Annotated in this window: 22 protein-coding genes and 3 tRNA genes; 14 read left to right on the forward strand and 11 right to left on the reverse strand. The window is 42.8% G+C overall.

All coding sequences use genetic code 11. The features are described 5' to 3' along the window. Nucleotides 1-23: 23 nt before the first annotated feature. Entirely contained in the window at nucleotides 24-1034 is a 1011-nt protein-coding gene (locus tag BEL05_RS19360; protein ID WP_069669915.1) for a phosphotransferase, read from the reverse strand. Nucleotides 1035-1182: 148 nt separating this feature from the next. Here BEL05_RS19360 and BEL05_RS19365 point away from each other — a divergent pair, with 148 nt between their 5' ends. After that, complete coding sequence (locus BEL05_RS19365) at nucleotides 1183-1515, forward strand: hypothetical protein (protein WP_069669914.1); 333 nt, start codon at nucleotides 1183-1185, stop codon at nucleotides 1513-1515. A 59-nt stretch (nucleotides 1516-1574) separates the two neighbouring features. Then, nucleotides 1575-2270 carry an SDR family oxidoreductase gene (locus BEL05_RS19370; RefSeq protein ID WP_069669913.1) on the forward strand — a complete coding sequence of 232 codons (696 nt, stop codon included), beginning with the start codon at nucleotides 1575-1577 and terminating at the stop codon, nucleotides 2268-2270. Between the two features lie 177 nt (nucleotides 2271-2447). Here the strand turns inward: BEL05_RS19370 and BEL05_RS19375 are convergent, their stop codons facing one another. Next, nucleotides 2448-3491 (reverse strand): hypothetical protein, encoded by a 1044-nt coding sequence (locus BEL05_RS19375; protein WP_083250266.1) that lies wholly within the window; start codon nucleotides 3489-3491, stop codon nucleotides 2448-2450. 117 nt (nucleotides 3492-3608) lie between these two features. Here BEL05_RS19375 and BEL05_RS19380 point away from each other — a divergent pair, with 117 nt between their 5' ends. The 5 genes from BEL05_RS19380 (at nucleotide 3609) to BEL05_RS19400 (ending at nucleotide 7047) form a co-directional block, all read left to right on the forward strand. Continuing rightward, nucleotides 3609-4169 carry a GNAT family N-acetyltransferase gene (locus tag BEL05_RS19380; protein ID WP_069669911.1) on the forward strand — a complete coding sequence of 187 codons (561 nt, stop codon included), beginning with the start codon at nucleotides 3609-3611 and terminating at the stop codon, nucleotides 4167-4169. A 33-nt stretch (nucleotides 4170-4202) separates the two neighbouring features. After that, nucleotides 4203-5534, forward strand: a complete 1332-nt coding sequence (locus tag BEL05_RS19385; protein ID WP_069669910.1) for an NAD(P)/FAD-dependent oxidoreductase — start codon at nucleotides 4203-4205, stop codon at nucleotides 5532-5534. Between the two features lie 112 nt (nucleotides 5535-5646). Beyond that, nucleotides 5647-5922, forward strand: a complete 276-nt coding sequence (locus BEL05_RS19390; RefSeq protein WP_028765086.1) for a hypothetical protein — start codon at nucleotides 5647-5649, stop codon at nucleotides 5920-5922. A 115-nt stretch (nucleotides 5923-6037) separates the two neighbouring features. Beyond that, nucleotides 6038-6427, forward strand: coding sequence for a glycine zipper family protein (locus BEL05_RS19395; RefSeq protein WP_069669909.1), 390 nt, complete (start codon nucleotides 6038-6040; stop codon nucleotides 6425-6427). 281 nt (nucleotides 6428-6708) lie between these two features. Continuing rightward, the gene (locus tag BEL05_RS19400; protein ID WP_028765088.1) at nucleotides 6709-7047 is read left to right on the forward strand and encodes a hypothetical protein; all 339 of its coding nucleotides are present in this window, start codon (nucleotides 6709-6711) and stop codon (nucleotides 7045-7047) included. 45 nt (nucleotides 7048-7092) lie between these two features. On the opposite strand, the gene gap is transcribed toward BEL05_RS19400, so the two are convergent. After that, entirely contained in the window at nucleotides 7093-8103 is a 1011-nt protein-coding gene (gap, locus tag BEL05_RS19405) for a type I glyceraldehyde-3-phosphate dehydrogenase (RefSeq protein ID WP_028765089.1), read from the reverse strand. A 222-nt stretch (nucleotides 8104-8325) separates the two neighbouring features. Continuing rightward, entirely contained in the window at nucleotides 8326-9117 is a 792-nt protein-coding gene (locus tag BEL05_RS19410; RefSeq protein WP_245686910.1) for a DUF2989 domain-containing protein, read from the reverse strand. Between the two features lie 258 nt (nucleotides 9118-9375). Here BEL05_RS19410 and BEL05_RS19415 point away from each other — a divergent pair, with 258 nt between their 5' ends. From BEL05_RS19415 to BEL05_RS19435, 5 genes are all read left to right on the forward strand, one after another. Continuing rightward, complete coding sequence (locus tag BEL05_RS19415; RefSeq protein WP_028765091.1) at nucleotides 9376-10812, forward strand: glyceraldehyde-3-phosphate dehydrogenase; 1437 nt, start codon at nucleotides 9376-9378, stop codon at nucleotides 10810-10812. 234 nt (nucleotides 10813-11046) lie between these two features. After that, nucleotides 11047-11122 (forward strand) — tRNA-Gly (locus tag BEL05_RS19420). A gap of 30 nt (nucleotides 11123-11152) precedes the next feature. Next, nucleotides 11153-11226, forward strand: a tRNA-Cys gene (locus BEL05_RS19425). A gap of 37 nt (nucleotides 11227-11263) precedes the next feature. Continuing rightward, nucleotides 11264-11349 (forward strand) — tRNA-Leu (locus BEL05_RS19430). Nucleotides 11350-11626: 277 nt separating this feature from the next. Continuing rightward, nucleotides 11627-12820 carry an amino acid aminotransferase gene (locus BEL05_RS19435; protein WP_069672114.1) on the forward strand — a complete coding sequence of 398 codons (1194 nt, stop codon included), beginning with the start codon at nucleotides 11627-11629 and terminating at the stop codon, nucleotides 12818-12820. Between the two features lie 55 nt (nucleotides 12821-12875). Here the strand turns inward: BEL05_RS19435 and yvcK are convergent, their stop codons facing one another. Next, complete coding sequence (yvcK, locus tag BEL05_RS19440) at nucleotides 12876-13787, reverse strand: uridine diphosphate-N-acetylglucosamine-binding protein YvcK (protein WP_069672115.1); 912 nt, start codon at nucleotides 13785-13787, stop codon at nucleotides 12876-12878. 133 nt (nucleotides 13788-13920) lie between these two features. Here yvcK and BEL05_RS19445 point away from each other — a divergent pair, with 133 nt between their 5' ends. Both BEL05_RS19445 and BEL05_RS19450 read left to right on the forward strand, forming a co-directional pair. Then, complete coding sequence (locus tag BEL05_RS19445) at nucleotides 13921-14748, forward strand: glucosaminidase domain-containing protein (RefSeq protein WP_069672116.1); 828 nt, start codon at nucleotides 13921-13923, stop codon at nucleotides 14746-14748. Beyond that, the gene (locus BEL05_RS19450; RefSeq protein ID WP_069672117.1) at nucleotides 14726-15349 is read left to right on the forward strand and encodes a DUF2987 domain-containing protein; all 624 of its coding nucleotides are present in this window, start codon (nucleotides 14726-14728) and stop codon (nucleotides 15347-15349) included. The genes BEL05_RS19445 and BEL05_RS19450 overlap by 23 nt, the downstream gene beginning before the upstream one ends. A 107-nt stretch (nucleotides 15350-15456) precedes the next feature. Here the strand turns inward: BEL05_RS19450 and ttcA are convergent, their stop codons facing one another. The 6 genes from ttcA to BEL05_RS19480 form a co-directional block, all read right to left on the reverse strand. Then, nucleotides 15457-16410, reverse strand: a complete 954-nt coding sequence (gene ttcA, locus BEL05_RS19455; RefSeq protein ID WP_028765096.1) for a tRNA 2-thiocytidine(32) synthetase TtcA — start codon at nucleotides 16408-16410, stop codon at nucleotides 15457-15459. Nucleotides 16411-16494: 84 nt separating this feature from the next. Further along, entirely contained in the window at nucleotides 16495-17427 is a 933-nt protein-coding gene (gene uspE, locus BEL05_RS19460) for a universal stress protein UspE (RefSeq protein ID WP_028765097.1), read from the reverse strand. Between the two features lie 94 nt (nucleotides 17428-17521). After that, nucleotides 17522-18271 carry an electron transport transcriptional regulator EtrA gene (etrA, locus tag BEL05_RS19465; RefSeq protein WP_028765098.1) on the reverse strand — a complete coding sequence of 250 codons (750 nt, stop codon included), beginning with the start codon at nucleotides 18269-18271 and terminating at the stop codon, nucleotides 17522-17524. Nucleotides 18272-18326: 55 nt separating this feature from the next. Continuing rightward, nucleotides 18327-19019 (reverse strand): sulfite exporter TauE/SafE family protein, encoded by a 693-nt coding sequence (locus tag BEL05_RS19470; RefSeq protein ID WP_028765099.1) that lies wholly within the window; start codon nucleotides 19017-19019, stop codon nucleotides 18327-18329. Further along, complete coding sequence (ccoS, locus tag BEL05_RS19475) at nucleotides 19016-19201, reverse strand: cbb3-type cytochrome oxidase assembly protein CcoS (protein WP_069672118.1); 186 nt, start codon at nucleotides 19199-19201, stop codon at nucleotides 19016-19018. The genes BEL05_RS19470 and ccoS overlap by 4 nt, the downstream gene beginning before the upstream one ends. Next, nucleotides 19198-21597: a heavy metal translocating P-type ATPase gene (locus BEL05_RS19480; RefSeq protein WP_069672119.1), complete on the reverse strand. Its 2400-nt coding sequence runs from the start codon at nucleotides 21595-21597 to the stop codon at nucleotides 19198-19200. The genes ccoS and BEL05_RS19480 overlap by 4 nt, the downstream gene beginning before the upstream one ends. Nucleotides 21598-21603 lie beyond the last annotated feature (6 nt).

The following is a 21603-nucleotide window of genomic DNA, read 5'->3' on the forward strand; positions in this document are numbered from 1 at the left end:
CCGAGCGCATGTCTCATCCTACCTCATAAGTTGTCTTGATCTAATGCGATTTGTGTCATTGATTGGCTAAAATTATTCAGCTTGTGATGTTGAGGCTGCCAACCAACCAGGAAGCGGTGAAAATCTGCCCACGCAAAGGGCAGTAATTCACGCCAAGATTGTTCTATTTTTACGATTTCAGATGTTAAAAGTTTGGTTTGTAGCTCAGCACACAGTATTGAAAAATAAGCGTTAATGAAAGATTCATAGCCATTCTCTAATTGGTGTTCTGATAACGCGCTGCCCAAAAAATAGATTAAATCTTTAATGCCAACGCCACCGCCTACGTATTGAAAGTCCACGGCTGCCACCTTAGGGGGACAAGTGGGGGCCGGCTGTTCAGAAAAGCAGAAGTTCGCCACTTTGGCATCACCATGCACAATGGTCTGAAAAGGGCATTGAGTTAATTTTGCGTCAATGTGAGCTGCTAGCCGTTTTAGTTGGCTATCTGGCATCGCATTGTACTCTTCTTGCCGTGTTTCAAGGTGCCAATAGGTTCCTGTTGTCCATAAACCTTCGGGCCATTGTGGGGTTGGATTAACCTTAATAAAGCTTGCGTGGAAAATCGCTAGCCACTTAATGACGGCGAGAGCCTGTATGCCGTCCAGTTTTTCGTAACGTTTAGTGAAACCAGCTTGATCCAGGTCGCTGAGAATGATAATGGTCTGGTTTGAGGTTGTATCGTCAAGGCTTTGATAATAAACAGGTATTAAAGTGTCTTTGTGACAACGTTTAGACCAGTGCTGATACCACTGTCTTTCAACTTGATAAGAATGTAACTTGCGTTGGTGTCCTATGTCGCTATTCCACTGGTAGGGATGTAACGCGTTCTTAGGCGGTGTTATTAGTTTAACGATGTAGCGTTGTGGTTTGCCATTATGTAGTAGTTTATACCTTGCAATTTCACCGTAACCGCTCCAAAGGCGCTGTAATGTTCCAAGTTTAATGGCTTCACTTGCATTAAGTGTTTGGCATAGGTAGTTTGCTAAATTCAAATGAGAGTCATAATTGGATTTAAGATTGACGTGATTGTGACAAAAATAGCGTCAGATTTAAAGGCTAGTTAGAGTTAGATTAAATAGCTTTCGAGCGTATCCAGCCTTCGAGGTTATAATTAATAGCAAGAGTTGAGTAGGAGGTTTCATGACAGGGTTATCTGATAACAAAAAGTTAGTGCTCTTATGCCGAATAGAACCTGGCTGCTTAGGACCTGATGGGATCGACCACATCGCTAATTTCTGCCGCTTTGCTAATGGGGCATTAAAGCGTGTTGATGCTGAGTTTATTAAATGGCGACCACTGCCTAGATATGACAAATCTTTAGATGAAATTGAATATTCCATTGCAGGAAAAGGGCTCACCCGTCCTCAAGCAGCACAATACTTGGCCGTGTTTGATAAATCATTGGAAGAGTTTGAAGAACATTTCCATGACACCTTAACTGAGCTCATCGATATTTACTTAGCTAAAAAGTAGGGTAGGTCCGCCAGTATGTATTTATCGATTTATTTCAGCGCTAATTCAGGAAGTAATGTATGACAAAACATGTTGTGATCACTGGTGCTAACCGAGGTATTGGCTTAGGACTTGTTAAGTACTATTTAGACAAGGACTATACTGTTGCTGCGTGCTGCCGCCAACCGAATCATGCCGATGAACTGAATGAGTTAGCAGAGCAATGTACCACACTTTCTGTTTATTCTCTTGATGTGGAGAGTGAGGCATCAATTAGCGACTTTGTCACTGCATTAGGGGATGCCGAGGTAGACCTAGTGATAAATAATGCAGGTTATTACGGTCCAAAAGGCTATGCTTTTGGTCAAGTAGACATCACGGAGTGGCATAAGGTGTTTGCTATTAATGCGATGGGACCATTATTGGTCGCGCAGCACTTAGCGCCGCTGCTGGCAAAGTGTGAAAATTCTAAGCTGGTTTGTCTCTCTTCTAAAATGGGGAGTATGACAGATAACACGAGTGGAGGAAGTTACTTATATCGGTCTTCAAAATCGGCCCTTAACGCTGTCGTTAAGAGCCTCTCTATCGATCTACTACCGCAAAATACTTTGTGTGTCGTCTTGCATCCCGGTTGGGTGCAAACAGAGATGGGAGGCCCCAATGCATTGATAACGGTAGAAGAATCGGTTCACGGGATGGCACAAACTATCGCTAAGTTGACCCTTGCTCAAACCGGGCAGTTTTTTAATTATAATGGTGAAACCATTCCTTGGTAGCACTCGTAACTAGCATAATTCGATTGCGATTCAATGTGATTCATTGTGAGATAAGTCCTCCAAAATCTTATTAAGTCGCAGTTAATAAGGCTTTGGAGGGGCTCAACTCACTCAATGATCTGTTAAAGCATATCAGTTAAGACCTACCCCTAATGCAAGCTTTTCAAAGTAAGAGGATTATTCAGGAAAAGCTGGCGAAATACATTTTTTCACTTCAAAACGATATTGATATTTTACGGTTTTATCGGGAATGATCTCTAGAATCTCATAATCATTGAGTTCAACCACGGAGGAGCCTGGCTGCTTGTAACAGCGTGAACGTTTGTCGCTTTCTAATTTGAATGCAAAATGGGCTATTAACTGCCTAACTTGAGTTTGATAGGTTTGTCTAATACGGGCATAGGTCGCTTCGTCTGGAAGTGGTTCGTCAGCAGTTAATGACTTAATACTATTTGTTTCTTCAAGTGCTTTAGGCTTCGTTTCGGACTTAGTTTCTTCAGCCCATACCTCAACAGTTGGAGTTTTGCTGGCTATCGTTTGGCCCATCTCGTCTATGGCATTATTTGATTGAGGTTGTTCAATGATTGCTAAGTTATTAAAGGTATCCTCGACATTCTGTTCCACATTGCCCACCAACATAAACACATGGTAGAGCACAATTGATGAGAGAATAAAGCGTACGATCATCGTGATAAAGCGATAGTGCTTATTATCGGTCAAACGCCAGTTCTTAACACCCAAAGGCCGCAGTATCAACAAAATTATGATATAAAAAGGCACAATTATCTGTGCCATCAGTAATGCTATAGCACTGATGGCAATGACCCAAGCTGGAAGAAAAAGCAAGATTGCAAAGTTATGGGTGTAACTAAAATGGCTTGCTGGCACACCGACAATTTCGTTAACAGTGCTACTTGTCATGACTAAAGCAAAATTTGCCACGATCGCGTAAAACAGCAACAGTATGGCTTTACCGGCTAGTGAGTGCCACAGTCGAGTAAATAGCGGCCAGAACTCTAGCATTAACGCAATGGTTGTAATAACGGCAATGGTGCCTAATTGGCTATCGGCAAAAAATAATACGATAGCGATCAAATAGAATCGCTGCGGCAAGGTTAAATTAGCCCAAATCAGCTTAATAGATTGCCATGTTGATTTGGGGTGCGAGGCAAGTAATTTGAGTCTCTTTTGGATATTTAACTGGGCAAAATTTGGTTGCACTATATTCCCTTACTCGCGGTGTCATTTTGTCTTAGATAGGTGCTTATGATTGATTATCGCCTATATGTTACTGTAGTGTTAATCGACAGTAAATGCAGCAAATGATTACTTTATAATATGCCGATTAGAATAATACCACTCACAACTCCATATTTTAGCCAAGTGATCGCACTGGGAAACCATGTCCATGGTGATGGTTATTTGGATGCTGAGATGATGCAGCAGATCGCGAGCAAAGGGAGCAAAGACGGGATTAACGCTAACTTCGTTGCCTTAGACAATGAGCGCCTTATTGGTTTCAGACTCACCTATGCACCGGGTTCGTGGACGATTGACCGTTGGTGTACGCCTGCCTCGTGGGATGTACCGACCGAGCAGCTCTGCTATTTTAAATGCAATACCGTCGCGACGGAATATCGAGGCCAAGGTGTTGGAGGTTCACTATTAAGGGCGTCAATAACTGCGACTCAAAAGCAAGGAGCGGTCGGAGGTTTGAGTCATCTCTGGAAACAAAGCCCGGATAATTCAGCTGTCGGATATTTTACTCGTGCTGGTGGCCGATTAATAAAAGAGCATCCAAATCGATGGAATAATAACCCGGATCATCCCGATTATGTTTGCGTATTGTGCGGCGAATCATGTCACTGCACCGCTTGTGAGATGTTGCTACTTTATTAACTCATCCTAGTGTTAGAAATTTAGGTTATTGCCATGACGTATGATCCGTTAATTACCCGATCCCCACATCACCAGCCTTGGCCCGATTCCTATTGGGCATCTACGGTAGAGTGTCCACAGGTTCAGCCAGCCGTAAATGGAATATGCCAAACCGACGTTGCTATTGTTGGAGGAGGCTTTACAGGGTTGTTGACCGCATATTATTTGGCTAGTGAGTTCAATGTTGACTGTTGTGTTATTGAAGCAAATCAAATCGGTTTTGGGGCGAGCGGAAGAAATGCAGGTTTTGTTTTAAAGGGCTCGGGACGCTTAGGCTACCAGCAGATGGCAAAGCGCTGGGGATTGGAGACGACCCAGGGCGTATATCAAGAGTTTTCTGAGGCGGTACAACGTGTTGAGTCGCTCATTACTACCCATAATATCAATTGTGATACGCAGGCACATGGATATATCAAGGTAGCTCATAATCAGCGAGCTTATGAAAAACTCAAATCTACTGCGGCGTTTATGCAGCAACACCTAGGCGACAGTAGCGAGTTTTTGAGCAAGGAAGATCTTCAGGCTCAATACATGAACAATTATCAGGCCTATGGCGCACTGCGACTGAATGATGGTTTTGGGGTAAATCCTCTCAAGTTAGTATTAGGCTATAAAGAGGCCGTGATTGCTAGTGGCGTGTCTGTTTACGAATCAAGTTGCGTGTCACATTGGTTAACAGAAGGTGGTCAACATCGCCTATTAACCGAGCATGGTGAAGTCAGAGCAAATAAGGTGATCACTGCTGGTAATGCTTATACCCCAAAAAAGTTCAATGGTATTATCGACAAGCGATTTCTCCCTATTTTAAGTAATATCATCGTCACTGCACCGCTAAGCGAGCGACAATTGGCCTTATCTGGCTTAAAGACTCATCAAGTTACCATGGATACAAGGCTGCTAAAATATTACTACCGCCTTTTACCTGATAATCGTCTTTTATTCGGTGGTCGAGGGGCTATCACTGGTAAAAACGCTCAAGACCCCATTTATCAAAAACGTTTATTATCTGCATTGTCCGACTGCTTTCCAGCATTATCTGATTGTACTGTCACACATAATTGGACCGGATGGATTGCGGCCGCTCTCGATGATATGCCTCATGTGTTTAGCAAAAATGGGGTTGGATACAGTTTGGGCTACTGTGGTTCAGGTGTCGCGTATAGCGCACAAGCTGCCTATCGGTTAGCACAGAGTATAGTGGGAGAAACAGTACCCAATCTACCGCTATATCAAACGCAAATACCTAAATTTCCTTACGCAGGATTAAGGCGTTTAGGCCAGCGAGGGTATTACCACTATGCCTGGCTAAAGGATCGGTACTTTTAGTTGCCAATTTTGTTATGATGAAGCGTTAAACGCAAAAATTTCTGAATGTTCTATAATTTTTTATTCTCACATTCACCTAGGTATAGAAACGCTTACGTTCTAAGGCTTCGTTATGAAACATGTTGTAGATAAAATGCTTGATACCCACCAGAGTTTGGTACATTCAGAAGGGGTTAAGATCCTGTCTCACACTCAGCGTGAAATTGAAGAATGGGTACAACATACCATCACCATTGAGGGCTGTGACGCCCCGTTTAAGTTCAAACGAACCAAGAAGTATCGCAGCTTACAAGGCCAGAAAGTCAACATGACCTATTATCCTGAAACTGAAACCGTAGCAGGCTTTGATTTTGAAATCATGAAAGTGGTTCGCATAAAGCGTTACTGATTTAATTACTCGAATCTTTATTAAGCATTTGTACAGTTGTTGTCGGTTAATATCTTTCTATTATTTTAGAACTACTGAGCGAAGCACAGTAAATTTATAAAACAAAGGTGACACGATGAAGAAAGCCCTACTAATTGCCACTCTATTTTTATTTCATGGCGCTGCCAGTGCAAATGTCGTTATTGATAAATCAGGTGTAGATGAAAAAGACTATACCTACGATCTGCATCAATGCACTGAGCTATCGAACCAAGCGCAAAAGGATAAAGTTGAGGGCGGTATGGTCTCTGGTGCCGTTAAGGGGGCTGCTGTTGGGGCGGCAGTTGGTGCCATTTCAGGTGGTAGTGGTTCCAGTGGTGCGAAAACCGGTGCTGGCGTTGGTGTCGCGGGTGGTTTTTTGAATAGAAATAGCAGTAAAAGGGCGGCTGAGAAGTCCTTTCAAGATGAAAAACAAACCATCTTACGTAACTGTATGGCCAACCGAGGTTATGTTGTGCTTAACTAGTGTTGCACTTGCTCCCCAATTTTTAAAGGCTCAAATTATGGGCCTTTTTTGTACCTGTTTTCAGGCCATAAAAATCATCGTTTCTAAACGCTAACCAAAAATGTGCTGCTCTTAATGTGTGCCAGGCGACTATATAAACTTTCTCGGTGTCATTATAAGTGTGATACAGATCTAATATCAGCCTTTTGTTCATTAGCTCCATCTTACGATTAAGACTCTGTTCAGCTTTTGCCCATTAAAATACTCGACACCACCAATATAGGCGATCAGTTGGAGCAGGTATGTCCCAAGTACAGCAAATAGACTCATTGAGAGAGTTGTATGTAGGCTCATTAAGTTTGCGAGAGAAAGCGAATTTTGCGAGTCGACGCCCTGCGGAGATAGTAAAGATGTTGGTTAATTCTGAATGTATGTTAGTCAGAGATTTTTTACTGGCTCACTACCTCGCCGATACAAGAGTACCGATTAAGTCGTTACTGCAGCAAAAGAAGCGAAGCTTAGACCTCTACCGCTATATCTTGACTGCAAAGCTGATACCCGTCGAAAAAGAGATTCTATTGAGCTACATGAATGCGAATATTCATCAATTAGATGAAGTGATTGTAGAGGTAAAGCATTAGCATAAAAAAGGAGCCATAAGGCTCCTTTTTCTATGTTGAGGCTAATTATTTAGCTGTCATCAACGCTACTGCGTTATCTAGCATGCGGTTACTGAAACCCCACTCGTTATCGTACCAAGCCATAACTTTAACTAGACGACCGTTAACACGGGTTTGTGTCGCATCAAAGTTTGATGAGTATGGATTATGGTTAAAGTCGATAGAGACTAACGGCTCTTTGTTTACCGCTAATACTTCGCTCATTGGCGCAACGCTTGCCGCTTTTTCAATAATCGCGTTGATCTCTTCAACTGTAGTGTCTCGAGCTGCGATAAATGATAGGTCAACCAGTGAAACGTTTACGGTTGGTACACGAACCGCTAAACCATCGAACTTGCCTGCAAGTTCAGGTACAACCAAACCGACAGCAGCCGCTGCACCTGTTTTAGTTGGGATCATTGACATGGCCGCTGCACGAGCACGACGTAGATCGGTGTGGTACACATCCGATAGACGTTGATCATTGGTGTATGCATGAATAGTGGTCATTAAACCTGATTCAATACCAATTTCGTCATTTAACGGCTTAGCAAAAGGTGCCAAACAGTTTGTAGTACATGATGCGTTAGAGATAACGGTCATGTCTGCAGTGATTTCATTGTTATTTACACCGTAAACAACGGTTGCATCAACATTCTTACCTGGTGCAGAGATGATAACTTTTTTAGCGCCTGCATTAAGGTGAGGTTGAACAGCTTCTTTTGAAGTGAAGATACCGGTACATTCGAACACCACGTCAACGTTTAGCTCTGCCCAAGGAAGCTTAGCTGGATCACGCTCAGAAAACGTCTTAATCTTGTCTTCGTTTACGTAGATAGCTTCTTCATCATGTTCAACTTTTGCATTGAAGCGACCATGTACTGAATCGTACTTGGTTAGGTGAGCATTGATTGAAGCATCGCCAAGATCGTTAATCGCAACGATCTTAATTGGATAGCCTTTTTCACTTTCATAAAGTGCGCGAAGTACGTTTCTTCCGATACGGCCATAGCCGTTAATTGCAACGCGGATAGTCATCTCATATCCCTCAGGTAATGTATAAAAATAATCTGGTAGTAAAATTACCAAATTGACAGCTATCGTCAAGTAATATCCCGCGTTATGCGCCAATTAGCTTAACAATTTTGCTGGTTTCTTTACAAAGATCAGGTTTTTTACAAAAAATGGTGTTTATTTTGTAAAAAAAATACTAGTGGCAAACATTTTGCTCAGTGGCCAGACGAGCCATTCTATCCCAAGCTATTTTTCTGATGGGCGATTAAGCTGCTGGCGAAGTTCACTAGAAGGGTAGTCACCATTTTTAAGTTGTTCAACTAAGCTTTCGGCTTGTTTATCTAAAAATGATTGCAGCTGAACATCACCATTAATCAAGGCTGACATTCTAGCGTCTGATGCGGTGTTTTTAGTCATCAAGACATTGGCTTTAGAAAACAGGTAGGTCTTCTCTAGATCACTTTTCTGTTGGTAGATACTGGCTAAACCAAGTAACCAGTCAGGGTTGACCTGTTCTGGAGATACCAAATCAAGTAACGTCAAATAGAGCGTCTTTGCTCGCTCAATATTGGATTTTTGATAGTAGGCCGCTAGGTGAGCAAGGATCAGTGGGTCGGTTATCTCATTATTGACCTCTGCATGGATCACTCTGGCTTGGGCGTTGAGATTGCCAAATCTTATCCAGTGGTAAAATGACAGATAGAGATCTGTGCTGTCTTTAGTTGAATCTTGCAGCTGAGCAAGGTTTTGGGCACTGATCCCAAAAGCCCGAACTCTGTCGTTGGTGCGTTCAGGGTGGAGAATATGTTGTACGCCAGCAGCAAGTTCGATGCACTTGCTATAGTTTTCGAGGTTGATTAGTTGCTGATATATCTGTTTACCTGTTGGGTTAGGGGTATTTTTCAGCAGGAAACGCTTTTTAATAAGGTCCGCTTTTTCAAATCTGCACCAACTATCGCTATGTAGATCGTCACAAAGTTCAGGATTATTTTTACATATCGTGGTTGTATTAGCACCATTATCGCAGCCAAATAGCATCGAAATCATTAAAATCGATATTATTGGTGTAATGATTACAAAGTAATTGCGCAATCGGACATCCTTTCGTGGTTTTTTCTAATATTATTACACGGTTACAGAAAATATCTTACTAGATCGAAAGGCGACTTTTCTTTACAATGTCGCCGACCAATACGAGGAATTATATTCCGATAATAATAGATTATTGGTCTTTTCTTTTTGTTACTCAAACATTTCTACAAATATAGTAGTTAAAGTGAGATAAAGGATCTGTAAATGACCGCTGATAAACACCTACAAAGTTGGCAAGAACGTTTCGAAATGGCTGAGGCAATGCAGCCGTTATTGGGAAAATTATATCGTAACCAGGGTGTAGAAGTCGTTCTATACGGTAAACCCCTTCTTAATGCTTCAACAATTGAAATCATTAAGTCTCACCGCTTAGTTCGTCGTCATGTTGGTGATAAATTAAGATTGCGTGAAAGCTTCCCGTTTGTCGAGGCATTAAGCAAACTTGCCGTAAAACAATGTAAAGTTGATATCGGTAAGCTGGCGATCAATTACTGGCGTGAACATAGCGATGCAAGCCAAGTTGAAGCCTACATGAGCCAAGCATTGGCATCAGCTATCGACCATGATGATAATCAGCAAGCACGTGATGTCGTACTATACGGTTTTGGGCGCATTGGTCGTCTACTTGCGCGCCTGCTAATTGAAAGAACGGGCGTAAGTAACAAACTATGTTTGCGGGCGATCGTGTTACGCGGTGGTCGTAAAGGCGATTTAGAAAAACGTGCCAGCTTATTACGTCGTGATTCAGTTCATGGTCCATTTAATGGTTCAGTAGAAGTTGATGAAGAAAATAATGCAATCATTGCAAACGGTACTTACATTCAGGTCATCTACGCGAATTCGCCAGATGAGATTGACTACACCAAGTATGGTATCAATGATGCGTTAGTTGTCGATAATACAGGTATCTGGAAAGATGAAGCCGGTCTAGGGCTGCATTTGAAGTCTAACGGTGCCACAAAAGTGTTGTTAACTGCACCGGCAAAAGGTGCGATTAAGAATATCGTATACGGCGTTAATGAGAATGACATTCTTGATGAAGATACTATCGTCTCTGCAGCAAGCTGCACGACGAATGCCATCACACCAGTATTAAAAGCGGTTAATGACAAATACGGTATTGTAAATGGTCATGTTGAGACTATTCACTCTTATACGAATGATCAAAACCTTATTGATAACTACCATAGTGCCGATCGTCGTGGCCGCAGTGCACCGTTAAACATGGTTATCACAGAAACTGGCGCGGCTAAGGCTGTATCTAAAGCGCTTCCAGTGCTTGAGGGTAAGCTAACAGGTAATGCGATTCGTGTACCAACGCCAAATGTATCTATGGCGATTATCAGCCTTAACTTGAATGGCGAAACCAACAAACAAGATATGAATGAGTATCTTCGTAATGTTGCCTTATGCTCTGAGTTGCAAAATCAAGTAGATTTCACCGAATCAACAGAGATAGTGTCATCGGATCTCGTTGGCTCGCGTTATGCCGGCGTTGTTGATTCCCAAGCAACGATTGCTGAAGGCAATAGAACGATTTTATACGTTTGGTATGACAACGAATTTGGTTATAGCTGCCAAGTTGTTGGTGTGATGCAAAAGATGCTTGGTTTGCATTACCAATCGCTACCTGTTGCGTAAATTAGCTTAATTCACAAAACGCCTTGGCCATTGCCAAGGCGTTTTTGTTTATGTAATCACCATTTTGACGAACAAAAAAACATAAAGGCGATTATTGCAGCAAACAGTTAATTAAACTCAATTATTGTTGTTTTTCACGTTGACTCTTTTAGTTAAATCGGTAGAATGCCATTCCGCAGTCAGGGGAAAGCTTCTTCAGGATACCTTTGGCTGAGATTGAACGTATTAAGATATGCGACATTAGCTCAGTTGGTAGAGCGATACCTTGCCAAGGTATAGGTCATCGGTTCGAACCCGATATGTCGCTCCAATTATTATTGGACTTAGACATTCAATGTATGGCGCGATGGCAGAATGGCTATGCTGCGGATTGCAAATCCGTCGATCTCGGTTCGACTCCGGGTCGCGCCTCCACTTTAAGTTTTAACGCAGTAGCGATAAAACACACATTGCCCGTGTGGTGGAATCGGTAGACACAAGGGATTTAAAATCCCTCGCTGAATAAGCGTGCCAGTTCAAGTCTGGCCACGGGTACCATCTTAAGATGACAAAAAAGCCTCAACACATGTTGGGGCTTTTTTGTTTTTATCGAGCGGTAACACTCGGCATATTGATATCATCGAGATTTTATTCATTCTGTTTTAAATAGCTAATTATGATGAAGGATCGTCAATGTTTACTATTTATATTGCAGTTATCTCTCTCTTTCTAGTTTTATGTTGAACTTGCAAAAAATCCGCTTTTAAGGCTCAGTCGACAATGGTATAACTAGCGACGAACCCTACACTTTATCTATATTTTTAGGAAATCCGCCATGATTTTTAACCAGGTAGAACTTGCCCCTGCCGATCCGATCTTAGGTTTAACTGATGCATTTAGAGCTGACCCACGTGCCGAAAAGGTAAATCTTGGTGTTGGCATCTATAAAGATGAGTCGGGTCAAACACCCATTTTAAAGTCGGTGAAGTTAGCAGAGCGGAAACTACTTGATACGGAAACTAGCAAAAGTTATTTGGGTATTGATGGTGTCCAAGCTTATAACAGTGCAGTACAAACATTACTGTTTGGTGCAGAACATACCGTAATAGAAGCGGGCAGAGCAGTTACGGCTCAAGCACCAGGTGGGACTGGGTCGCTACGAGTTGCTGCGGAGTTTGTGGTCAGAAACACAGATTCTCGTACGATTTGGGTCAGTAACCCTACATGGGCAAATCATAATAATATTTTTGAGTCTGCGAAGTTATCGGTTAAGCAGTATCGTTACTATGATGCCGCGACACATGGTATGGATTTCGATGCCATGTTAGCTGACCTAGATGGTGCGGTCGCTGGCGATCTTGTCTTGTTGCATGGCTGCTGTCATAACCCTACAGGTATCGATTTAAACCTAGCTCAGTGGGAAGTGATAGCGCAGCTTTGCCTTGAAAAGGAATTAGTTCCTTTATTTGATTTTGCCTATCAAGGATTTGGAGCCGGCGTTGAAGAGGATGCACAAGGGTTACGCGTGGTGGCCAACGTTGTCCCAGAGCTGATTGTGGCTAACTCTTTTTCTAAAAACTTTGGTTTGTACAACGAGCGAATCGGTGCAGTAACTGTTGTGGCTAAGTGCCGCGAAACGGCTGAAATAGCCTTTAGCCAAGTAAAGAGTACGATTCGAGGCAATTACTCTAATCCACCGGCACATGGCGCACTTATTGTCGCCACCATATTAGCCGATGGGACACTTCGCACCTTATGGGAAAGCGAATTACAACAAATGCGAGAACGCATTGCTCAAATGCGCGTATTGTTTGTTGAAATGCTTAAGGCTGAAGGAGTAGAGCAAGATTTCAGTTTTATCTCAACCCAAAATGGCATGTTTAGTTTTTCGGGGCTGAATAAAGCGCAAGTCGGTCGTCTTCGTGATGAATTTGGTATCTATATTGTTGGCTCTGGACGCATTAGTGTGGCTGGGATGACAAAGGATAATATGCCAATTATCTGTAAGGCGATCGCTAAAGTCGTCTAACTGTTGTTATTGTTTATCATAAAAGCCCTTTACATTAATGTAAGGGGCTTTTGGTTTAAGCGGATTCGCTAAGTTTATCTTTGGACACGATTAACGATAATGCCTCGGCAATCGCTCCTCTATCATGCATTCCTTGATGATGTTTACTACGTAACGGATAGTAGGTGACATTATCGGCGCAGTGATAGTCTTCGCCATGGCATAGCACGTGATCAACTTGCTTATTGCCAAGGATTTGACTTAACCACTGTAATCGCTTTTCTAAACAAAAGTTTAGGGCACTGGATGGCTCTTGCGTTAGGTTTTCGATCAGCACAATCTTGGCTTTAGAGTCGGCTATCGCCTCGGATAATTTCGGAAGTAACAAAGGCGGCATAATACTGGTGAGGAAACTACCAGGTCCAAGTATTATCAAGTCTGCTGCGGCAATTGCTACACACGCTTCATCTGTGGCTTCAACCATAGGTTCGAGTGACAGTGCAATAGGATCCTCATGCATACCGTCTACTTCTACTTCACCAAAAATTTTATTGCCACAAGATTGAATAGCAACCAGATGGGTGGGCTGTTCCGACATCGGGATAACTTTTGTATCGATATTGAGCAGTTTACGAATGAGGTTGACGGCATCAAGCGGACGAACACATAGCTCATCGAGTGCTAAAAGAATGAGATTGCCCAAGTTATGATTAGTCAGCTCGCTATCGCCAGCAAATCGGTATTCAAACAGCAGAGAGCCGACTGATGGACGGCTGGCGAGTTGAGATAGGCAATTACGTAAATCTCCCCATGCAATACAATCTTGCTCTCTTCGTAAACGACCTGTCGAGCCACCATTGTCGGTTGTCGCGACGATGCCTGTAAGGCGCGGCCCCATAAAGCTGAGTGCGGACAGGACTCGGCCAAGTCCATGGCCTCCACCAATGGCGACGACATTGTTAAAACGATTTAGCGCATAGTCTTGCATTAGGGCTTTCCTTCCTGAATCCCAAATCAACTTCGTGGATATTATATCTGATATTATTGAATATTAGCGAGGTTTTGTTCTAGCTCATTAATGACATATAATCGGAATAATTTTAGTCATAAGAGTCATTAATTTGAAAACAGGTCGTATAAATACTGTCATTTTGTCTTTGGGCATTGTCGTACTATTAATACTAATGGTTAAACTGTTTCTTATCGATGCTCAACAAGAGCAATCACACAGTTTAGGTAAGTTAAAGAAGAATAAGGCGCAATACAGCGCTATACCAGACTTTGCGGCGATCCCTGACATTGGTGAAAAAAAACAGGCATTTTTTGATTATCTAAGGCCTGCTATTACACATCACAATGCGATAATTCAGGATGAGCGAAAATTTCTATTGGCAACACAAGCGCATCTTAATGAAGGGTTATCGGTTTCTGAGGCAGAGTCATTTCGGGTACAGCAAATAGCCAGCAAGTATCAATATTCGCTTCGAAGCGTCAGCAACGACACGCTGGAGACGTTATTAATGAGAGTTGATACGATTCCAGAGAACATGGTACTCATTCAAGCCGCTAATGAAACAGGGTGGGGCAGTAGCCGCTTTGCAAGAGAGGGAATGAATTTTTTCGGCCAATGGTGTTTTAAAAAAGGGTGTGGATTAGTGCCACAGTCTCGCACTAAGGGGTTGAGCCATGAAGTTGCCGTATTTAAAAGTGTAGATGATTCAGTTGGCGCTTACATGCGTAATCTCAACTCTAATGCGGCCTATGGCTTGCTACGTTCCATACGTGCCGATCTGCGTGCCCAAGGCAAACCCGTCAAAGCAGAAGATCTAGTTTACGGCTTAATGCACTATTCTGAACGACAAGAAGCTTACATCGATGAGTTACTTGAAATGTTACGTCATAATAATCAATATTTGGTGGAAAATAATGAACAAAGGCCTGCTGTTTAGTTGCCTAATTACTGCTTCAGCCGTTGTGCAAGCAGCTCCTATATCACTGGAGTATCAAGGGTTTTATCAAAGATTAAAGCAGGTCAACAAAGGACATTACCCTTTGATTGAGGTAGCTTTCTCCGTTCCAAAAGCTAATGGTTGTGTGGTTAAATCGGGTAGTTTGACTACTGAAAAGGAATCATTTCCACTCACTATTACCGATAAACAACGTATATTCTTACCCTTTGATGACCGTCTTAAGTCTGATAGAGCGGTGATTAATTTGGACATGGTGGGTGACGCTAGCCAATGTGGGATTGCAATGCAGATCCGCGCTAAGCAAACAAAGCAACAATATCAGCAAGCAGAGATTGTCGATATACAAAACCAAATGAACGCTTTGTTAAGCGCCATGCAGGGCTTTCCCATGCGGTACTTTAGCGATGAGATCACTGGCGTTAACTTTGAGTTTGAACGCCCAGCATCCGTTGTTATCGATGGTAATGCGCAACCTGTAGAGGGAGTATTTAGATTGTCTCGCCATGCGCTAGAACAGATAACAGAACTCTCTTTTAGTCGTGCTCCTGATGTTGTTAGTCCTTGGACCAACGGTCAGTAATGCTTATGGTGATTAGTATTAACCCTAGTATTAACCCTAGTATTTAAATGGTTACGCACATAAAAAAGCCCTCAGTTGAGGGCTTTTTTAATCACGAATCACTATCGTTAGGGCTGATAAGTGCTTACGACCTCAATTTTTAACGCATCAGTATTTCGTTTCGCTTCATCAAGATCTATGTGCCCACTATTGGCTAAGTCGAGAAAATCGAATGCGGGTAAGTTTGACTCTGCGACATCGCCTTTCATCGGCGCATTTGGGTTACGGGTTAACGAAACAAAATCAAACTGCTCTCTGTCCACCCCTTGAGAAGGGCTGGTATTTTGCATTGCGGTGAAAATTGTCTCAATGCGTCCAGGAAAATCTCTATCCCAGCTTTTTAGCATATCCTTTACCGCTGCCCGTTTAAGGTTTTCCTGAGAACCACACAAGTTGCAAGGTATGATTGGAAACGCTTTTAACTCAGCATATTCAGCAATGTCTTTCTCGCGACTATAAGCCAGTGGACGAATGACTACATTAGCACCATCATCCGACAATAACTTTGGTGGCATGGCTTTTTGCTTACCGGCAAAAAACATATTAAGAAATAGCGTCTCGATAATATCATCGCGGTGATGACCCAATGCTATTTTAGTCGCGCCAATTTGTTGAGCAAACCCATATAAGGTACCACGACGAAGGCGACTGCAAAGGGAGCAAGTGGTTTTTCCTTCTGGTATCTTGTCTTTAACAATAGAGTAAGTATCTTTTTCTAAGATATGGTATGGCACATTTAGTGTATCTAAATAGGCGGGCAAAATATCTTCAGGAAAGCCAGGTTGCTTCTGATCAAGATTTACTGCAACCAAGTTAAAGTTAATCGGCGCGCGCTGCTGCAGGTTGATAAGAATATCAAGCATTGCATAGCTGTCTTTACCACCAGATAGGCAACACATCACGGTGTCACCTTCTTCAATCATATTATAATCTGCGATCGCACTGCCAACTTCACGCCGTAAGCGCTTTTGAAGTTTGTTTAATCGAGTGATCTGTTTTTTAGAGAGGCTTTCTTCAGACATAATAAAAAACGCGCCTAGTATCGTAAAATTCTGGGCGCGTAGTATAGCTTAAATAAAAGATTGAAAGAAGCGATCTGTTATCGCTTAATCCTCTTCTAATGGAGACTTGTAGCCGTCTGGCTTAATAGCGAGAAGATCGCAGTTAATACTGTCGATAACATGCTCTGCAGTGTTACCGATTAGCGCAGCAGAAAAGCCTGTACGGCCAACAGTGCCAAGAATAACCAATTCGGCGTCAAGCTGCTCTGCAAGCTCTGGGATGACATCTTCTGGCAATCCCTCTTTAATATGGCAATAGTCAGTTGATATGCCGTAGTTACTTGCTAAGTAGTTCACACGTTGCTCATGCTGCATACGGATGGTTTCGCTATAGGTATGGGCATCAAAATCAGGCAACTCAATCGCCAAGTTAACGGGAGTCCCTGGATAGCCATTAACTAAATGCACCTGAGCATCAAACTTTTTCGCTAAATCTTGCGCATGTTCGATAATTTTACCATTAAGCGTTTGATGGTCATCATCTTCAGAAGCAACGTTAATTGCACAAAGAATTTTCCCCGCAACTGGCCAATCGTGCTCTTTAACCAATAATACGGGGACGGGAGCCTTACGCATTAAGTGCCAGTCGGTTGGGGTGAAAATAACCGATTTCAGCTTGTCGTGTTGATGGGTACCTTTGACAATAAGGTCAAATTCACCTTCCATTGCATGTAAAATAATGCTTTCAAATGGACGGTTATGCCAAATGACTTCGCTTTGAATGTCGACACCACTATCTTGATACTGCATTAAAATGTCTTCTAGCCAAGCTTTACGTTGTGCGATAACGCCTTGACGCATTGCTTCACGCTCTTGACCAGATAGAATAGAGGTCATCTCATAGGAAAAATCAAAAATCGACAAAAAGACGGTAACAGCGGCTTGGTTTTTAGAAGCAAGTTCAATTGCTCTAGCGAGTGCAGATTGTTTGTCGTTGGTTGGATCCACTACAACGAGGATTTTGTTATAGTCCTTCATAGATGATTCCTTTATCTGATGCGGTAATTTAATAATGGTCGATCACGGGTAAATTGCCTTGTTTTAGATCAATTTTACCCGTGATTTCGGATAGTTAGCGGCCTATCTTATTGTTTCCAGCCAGTTTGTTTAGTGACTCAAAGTCAATGATAGTAATGTATTTCCCTTTTACTTCTATTAACGCTGATTTTTGGAAGCGACCGAGTAAACGACTAATGGTTTCTACTGTTAGCCCTAGGTAATTACCAATATCACCGCGGGTCATCGTCAAGCGAAACTCTTTAGGTGAAAACCCACGATTACCAAAACGATTGGCCAAATTACTAATAAATGCAGCCAGACGTTCTTCAGCGTTTTTCTTACTGAGTAATAAAATCATCTCTTGATCGCTTTGGATCTCATTACTCATTAGGCGCATGATCTGCTGTCGTAGTTTGGGCATAGTGCCAGATAGATCATCGAGAGTATCGTAGGGGATTTCACATACCATAGATGTTTCAAGCGCTTGGGCAAAACTTTGGTGAGTTTGCGAATGAATGCCATCGAAACCGATAACGTCGCCAGCCAAATGAAAACCAGTGATTTGTTCATCGCCTTGTTCGGTAATGGTATAACTTTTAATGGTACCAGAACGTATCGCATAGAGAGATTTAAGCGTGTCACCAGACTTAAAAATTTGTTCGCCTTTTTGTATCGGCTTTTTACGCTCAATGATCTCATCAAGTTGATCGAGTTCATTGTTATTTAAGGTAAAAGGGATACAAAGTGTGCCCATGCTGCAGTCATGACAATGAATGGCGCATCCGGGTACTGCCGAACGACGACTTTTAATATTATCTGTCATAATCTCTCTCTAATTTAACAATTAGTCTTATGGTAAACCAATTTAGTAAACTGGGCTAGTTTAGCTGTGAAAATGCTATATACAAAGTCTGTATGCCAAAGCTGACGAGTATCAATCCACTGATTAAACGCACCGCTCTTTGTTGGACAAAGCGAGCAAAAAGCTCAGCGGCAACACCAACACTAACTAATGCTGGCAGGGTTCCGAGCCCAAATGCAGCCATAATCATAGCGCCTTGCTGGGCTGAGTTGGCGGCGACAGCCCACGTAAGCGTGCTATACACCAGTCCACAGGGTAACCAGCCCCAAAGGGTGCCAGCGATAAAAGCCTGTCTTAGGTTTTTTATGGGTAATAAACGTTTGGCGAGCGGGGAGAGCATGCGCCACAATAATTTACCTAAACGCTCTATCTGGACCACACCGGACCATATTTGTGCAATGTAAAGCCCGGTCGCTATCATCATTGCGCCCGCAATAATACGCAAACTGATAAGGTAAATATCGATACTAAATAGCGTACCTAACAGGGATGCTGAACCACCAACTAACGCCCCAGCAAGCGTATAGCTCAATATGCGTCCGAGGTTGTAACTAAGAATGAATTGCAGTTGTGAGAGCAAAATGTTTTGCTGTCGTGTTTGCGGCAACTGTTGTGAGAAGGCACCCACAAGTCCGCCACACATGCCAATACAATGACCTGCGCCCATTAAGCCGACTAAAAAAGCGCCGCTAACAGAAAAGGTTATCAATCTTGTTTCTGCTCTGTTTGGCTATCATCTGCATTGGGTTTAACGTCATCATCAAACAAAATGGACACGCTTTGTCTATCCAGATCGTCAAACTGTTCCGATTTAACCGCCCAAAAAAAGATACCGACTGCAATGAGAACAAATAGCATGGCAATGGGAATTAGTACGTAAATAATACTCATATTCGAACCTTAAGTAAGCGTAAACTGTTGGCGACTACAATGAGGGAACTGGCTGACATTCCAATGGCGGCGATATATGGCAGAACATGTCCAGTAACCGCTAGAGGGATTATAAACAGGTTGTAACCCAGCGCCCAGCATAAATTCTGTCGAATAATAGTACCTGTCAACTTAGCAACGTTAATCGCGTCGGTGATCCTAGATAGTTGATCTCCAAGTAAGATGAGATCTGCGCTGTTTTTGGTAATCGCTGCCCCACTGCCCATAGCAACGGAAAGATTGGCACCAGCGAGTACTGGTGCATCGTTAATGCCATCGCCAAACATTGCCACCTGTTTATGCTGCTGTAACTGCTGAATTAACGTTAATTTGTCACTGGGCGATAACCCTTTATGGACATCGCTAATGCCAACGTTTCGGGCGACTTCATCAACGTGAGGGGAGTTATCACCACTGGCAATACTTAATGTACAACCAAGCTGAGTTAACGCCTTAGCGGTTTTGTTTGCATCGCTACGAATTTCATCCACCAAGGTAAAGCTAGCAAGGAGCGCTGTATCATTGGCTAAATAGATCTGCTGGGCTGAAGAGGTATTAACAGTAATATTTAAGGTGTCTTTGATGTATTTAGCGCTGCCGAGATAGTAGCCTTGGTCCCCGACTACTCCGGTTATGCCAGCACCTGAGATGTTCATGCACTCCCGTGCCTGCAGATGTGCTAGCCGGTAACCTTCAAATGCCTTCGCAATGGGGTGTAATGAATGAGCCTCAAGTGCAGCGCCTATCGCCAATACCTGTTCTTGGCTCACATCTGATTCGAGTGTGACTTGGCTTATCGTTAAACTGCCACAGGTGAGGGTACCTGTTTTATCAAACACCACATGATCAATGAGGGGCAGTTTCTCAAAAACACCGGGTTTACAGGCCACAACACCCATACGGGTAAACAGACCTGTGGCGCAAGTGACGGCAGTGGGGGTAGCAAGTGCTAGTGCACACGGACAAGTCGCTACCAAAACGGATAAGGTGACCCAAAAGGCATCTTCCGGCCAATAGGTTTTCCATATGACGTAAGTAAGGGCGGCGATGACTAAAATAGTCCAAGTAAAATAATTGGAAATCGAGTCAACATATAGCGCTACTTTAGGCTTGTTATTGGCAGCACTTTCTTGCAGGCGGATTATCTCTGCGACTAATTGATCTTGGCCTACTGCGGTAACCGTCACTTCAATAGGGTGATCTATGTTAATCGTGCCAGCAAAGACTTGGCTCTCAATAACTTTTGCTACCGGCATCTGTTCACCCGTTAGCATGGCTTCATTGATTGAAGTCGTCCCCGACTTTAGCTGTCCGTCTGCCGCTATCACTTCGCCAGGTTTCACTAAAATAATGTCACCTAGGGTTAAGCGTTTGGCTGAGATCTCACTGTGTTGGCCATCGGCCTCAATGATAGTGGCGGTTAAGGGGATCAGTTTATGCAAGTTATTAGAGCTAACGGATGCTTTTTGGCGCGCGTTTTGTTCGAAATATCTGCCAAGTAACAAGAAAAAGGTAAACATACTGACAGATTCAAAATAGACCTCGCCAGTGCCGTTAATCGTCGCAATACAGCTTGCGATATAGGCACCGCAAATAGCAATAGAAACGGACACATCCATGTTCAAACGGCCAGAAACCATGGACCGTAATGCACTAAAATAGAAAGGTTGAGCAGAGTAGAACACCACTGGTGCCGCAAATATCATGCTGACCCAACGGAAGTAGTCACGAAATTCTACGTCTAAATCGGTAAAGTAATCTGAATAAAGGGCGAGGGCAAACATCATCACCTGCATGGTCGCAAAACCAGCAAGACCCAATCGAAGAAGGAATTTACGACTATTCTTTTTACTTTGTATCTCTACATCATCAACCTGATAAGGGGCTGCTTGATAACCGATGCGGCTAATATGGGTTAAGATCTCACTGAGCTGAATGAGCGAATCATTCCAAACGATCAACGCGCGTTCGGTAGTGGTATTGACGGCAACCCGCTCAATGCCCTCAATATGTTTTAATTTGTGTTCAATTAGCCATGCACAAGCAGCACAGGTTATACCATCGATGGTTAAGGATATACTATTGAAAGCCCCATCGTTATGAACAAAGTCTTGTTGCACTTCTTTGAGATCGAAAGCAGAAAAGTGACCGAGTTCTTCGGGAACTAATGCGGTTTGTTTGCTGCCCGGCTCGGTTCTATACTTGTAATAGTTAGTGAGACCTGCGTCAATAATTGCCTGCGATACGGCTTGGCAACCAGGACAACACATGAGTTGTGTTTTGTTATTGATGATTGTGGTGAACTGCGAACCAGTAAGTACTGGCTCGCCACAATGAAAACAGTCTAGTTTTGCCATTAGTAA

It is taken from the genome of Shewanella colwelliana, assembly GCF_001735525.1.
GTDB lineage: Bacteria > Pseudomonadota > Gammaproteobacteria > Enterobacterales > Shewanellaceae > Shewanella > Shewanella colwelliana.

Coding starts and splice junctions, on each gene's coding strand:
- BEL05_RS19480 (WP_069672119.1), bottom strand. CDS start 21,597: ATGGCAAAACTAGACTGTTTTCATTGTGGCGAGCCAGTACTTACTGGT.
- BEL05_RS19385 (WP_069669910.1), top strand. CDS start 4,203: ATGACGTATGATCCGTTAATTACCCGATCCCCACATCACCAGCCTTGG.
- uspE (WP_028765097.1), bottom strand. CDS start 17,427: ATGAAGGACTATAACAAAATCCTCGTTGTAGTGGATCCAACCAACGAC.
- BEL05_RS19400 (WP_028765088.1), top strand. CDS start 6,709: ATGTCCCAAGTACAGCAAATAGACTCATTGAGAGAGTTGTATGTAGGC.
- BEL05_RS19390 (WP_028765086.1), top strand. CDS start 5,647: ATGAAACATGTTGTAGATAAAATGCTTGATACCCACCAGAGTTTGGTA.
- BEL05_RS19395 (WP_069669909.1), top strand. CDS start 6,038: ATGAAGAAAGCCCTACTAATTGCCACTCTATTTTTATTTCATGGCGCT.
- ccoS (WP_069672118.1), bottom strand. CDS start 19,201: ATGAGTATTATTTACGTACTAATTCCCATTGCCATGCTATTTGTTCTC.
- yvcK (WP_069672115.1), bottom strand. CDS start 13,787: ATGCAAGACTATGCGCTAAATCGTTTTAACAATGTCGTCGCCATTGGT.
- BEL05_RS19365 (WP_069669914.1), top strand. CDS start 1,183: ATGACAGGGTTATCTGATAACAAAAAGTTAGTGCTCTTATGCCGAATA.
- gap (WP_028765089.1), bottom strand. CDS start 8,103: ATGACTATCCGCGTTGCAATTAACGGCTATGGCCGTATCGGAAGAAAC.
- BEL05_RS19435 (WP_069672114.1), top strand. CDS start 11,627: ATGATTTTTAACCAGGTAGAACTTGCCCCTGCCGATCCGATCTTAGGT.
- BEL05_RS19450 (WP_069672117.1), top strand. CDS start 14,726: ATGAACAAAGGCCTGCTGTTTAGTTGCCTAATTACTGCTTCAGCCGTT.
- BEL05_RS19370 (WP_069669913.1), top strand. CDS start 1,575: ATGACAAAACATGTTGTGATCACTGGTGCTAACCGAGGTATTGGCTTA.
- etrA (WP_028765098.1), bottom strand. CDS start 18,271: ATGACAGATAATATTAAAAGTCGTCGTTCGGCAGTACCCGGATGCGCC.
- ttcA (WP_028765096.1), bottom strand. CDS start 16,410: ATGTCTGAAGAAAGCCTCTCTAAAAAACAGATCACTCGATTAAACAAA.
- BEL05_RS19380 (WP_069669911.1), top strand. CDS start 3,609: ATGCCGATTAGAATAATACCACTCACAACTCCATATTTTAGCCAAGTG.
- BEL05_RS19410 (WP_245686910.1), bottom strand. CDS start 9,117: ATGCTATTTGGCTGCGATAATGGTGCTAATACAACCACGATATGTAAA.
- BEL05_RS19415 (WP_028765091.1), top strand. CDS start 9,376: ATGACCGCTGATAAACACCTACAAAGTTGGCAAGAACGTTTCGAAATG.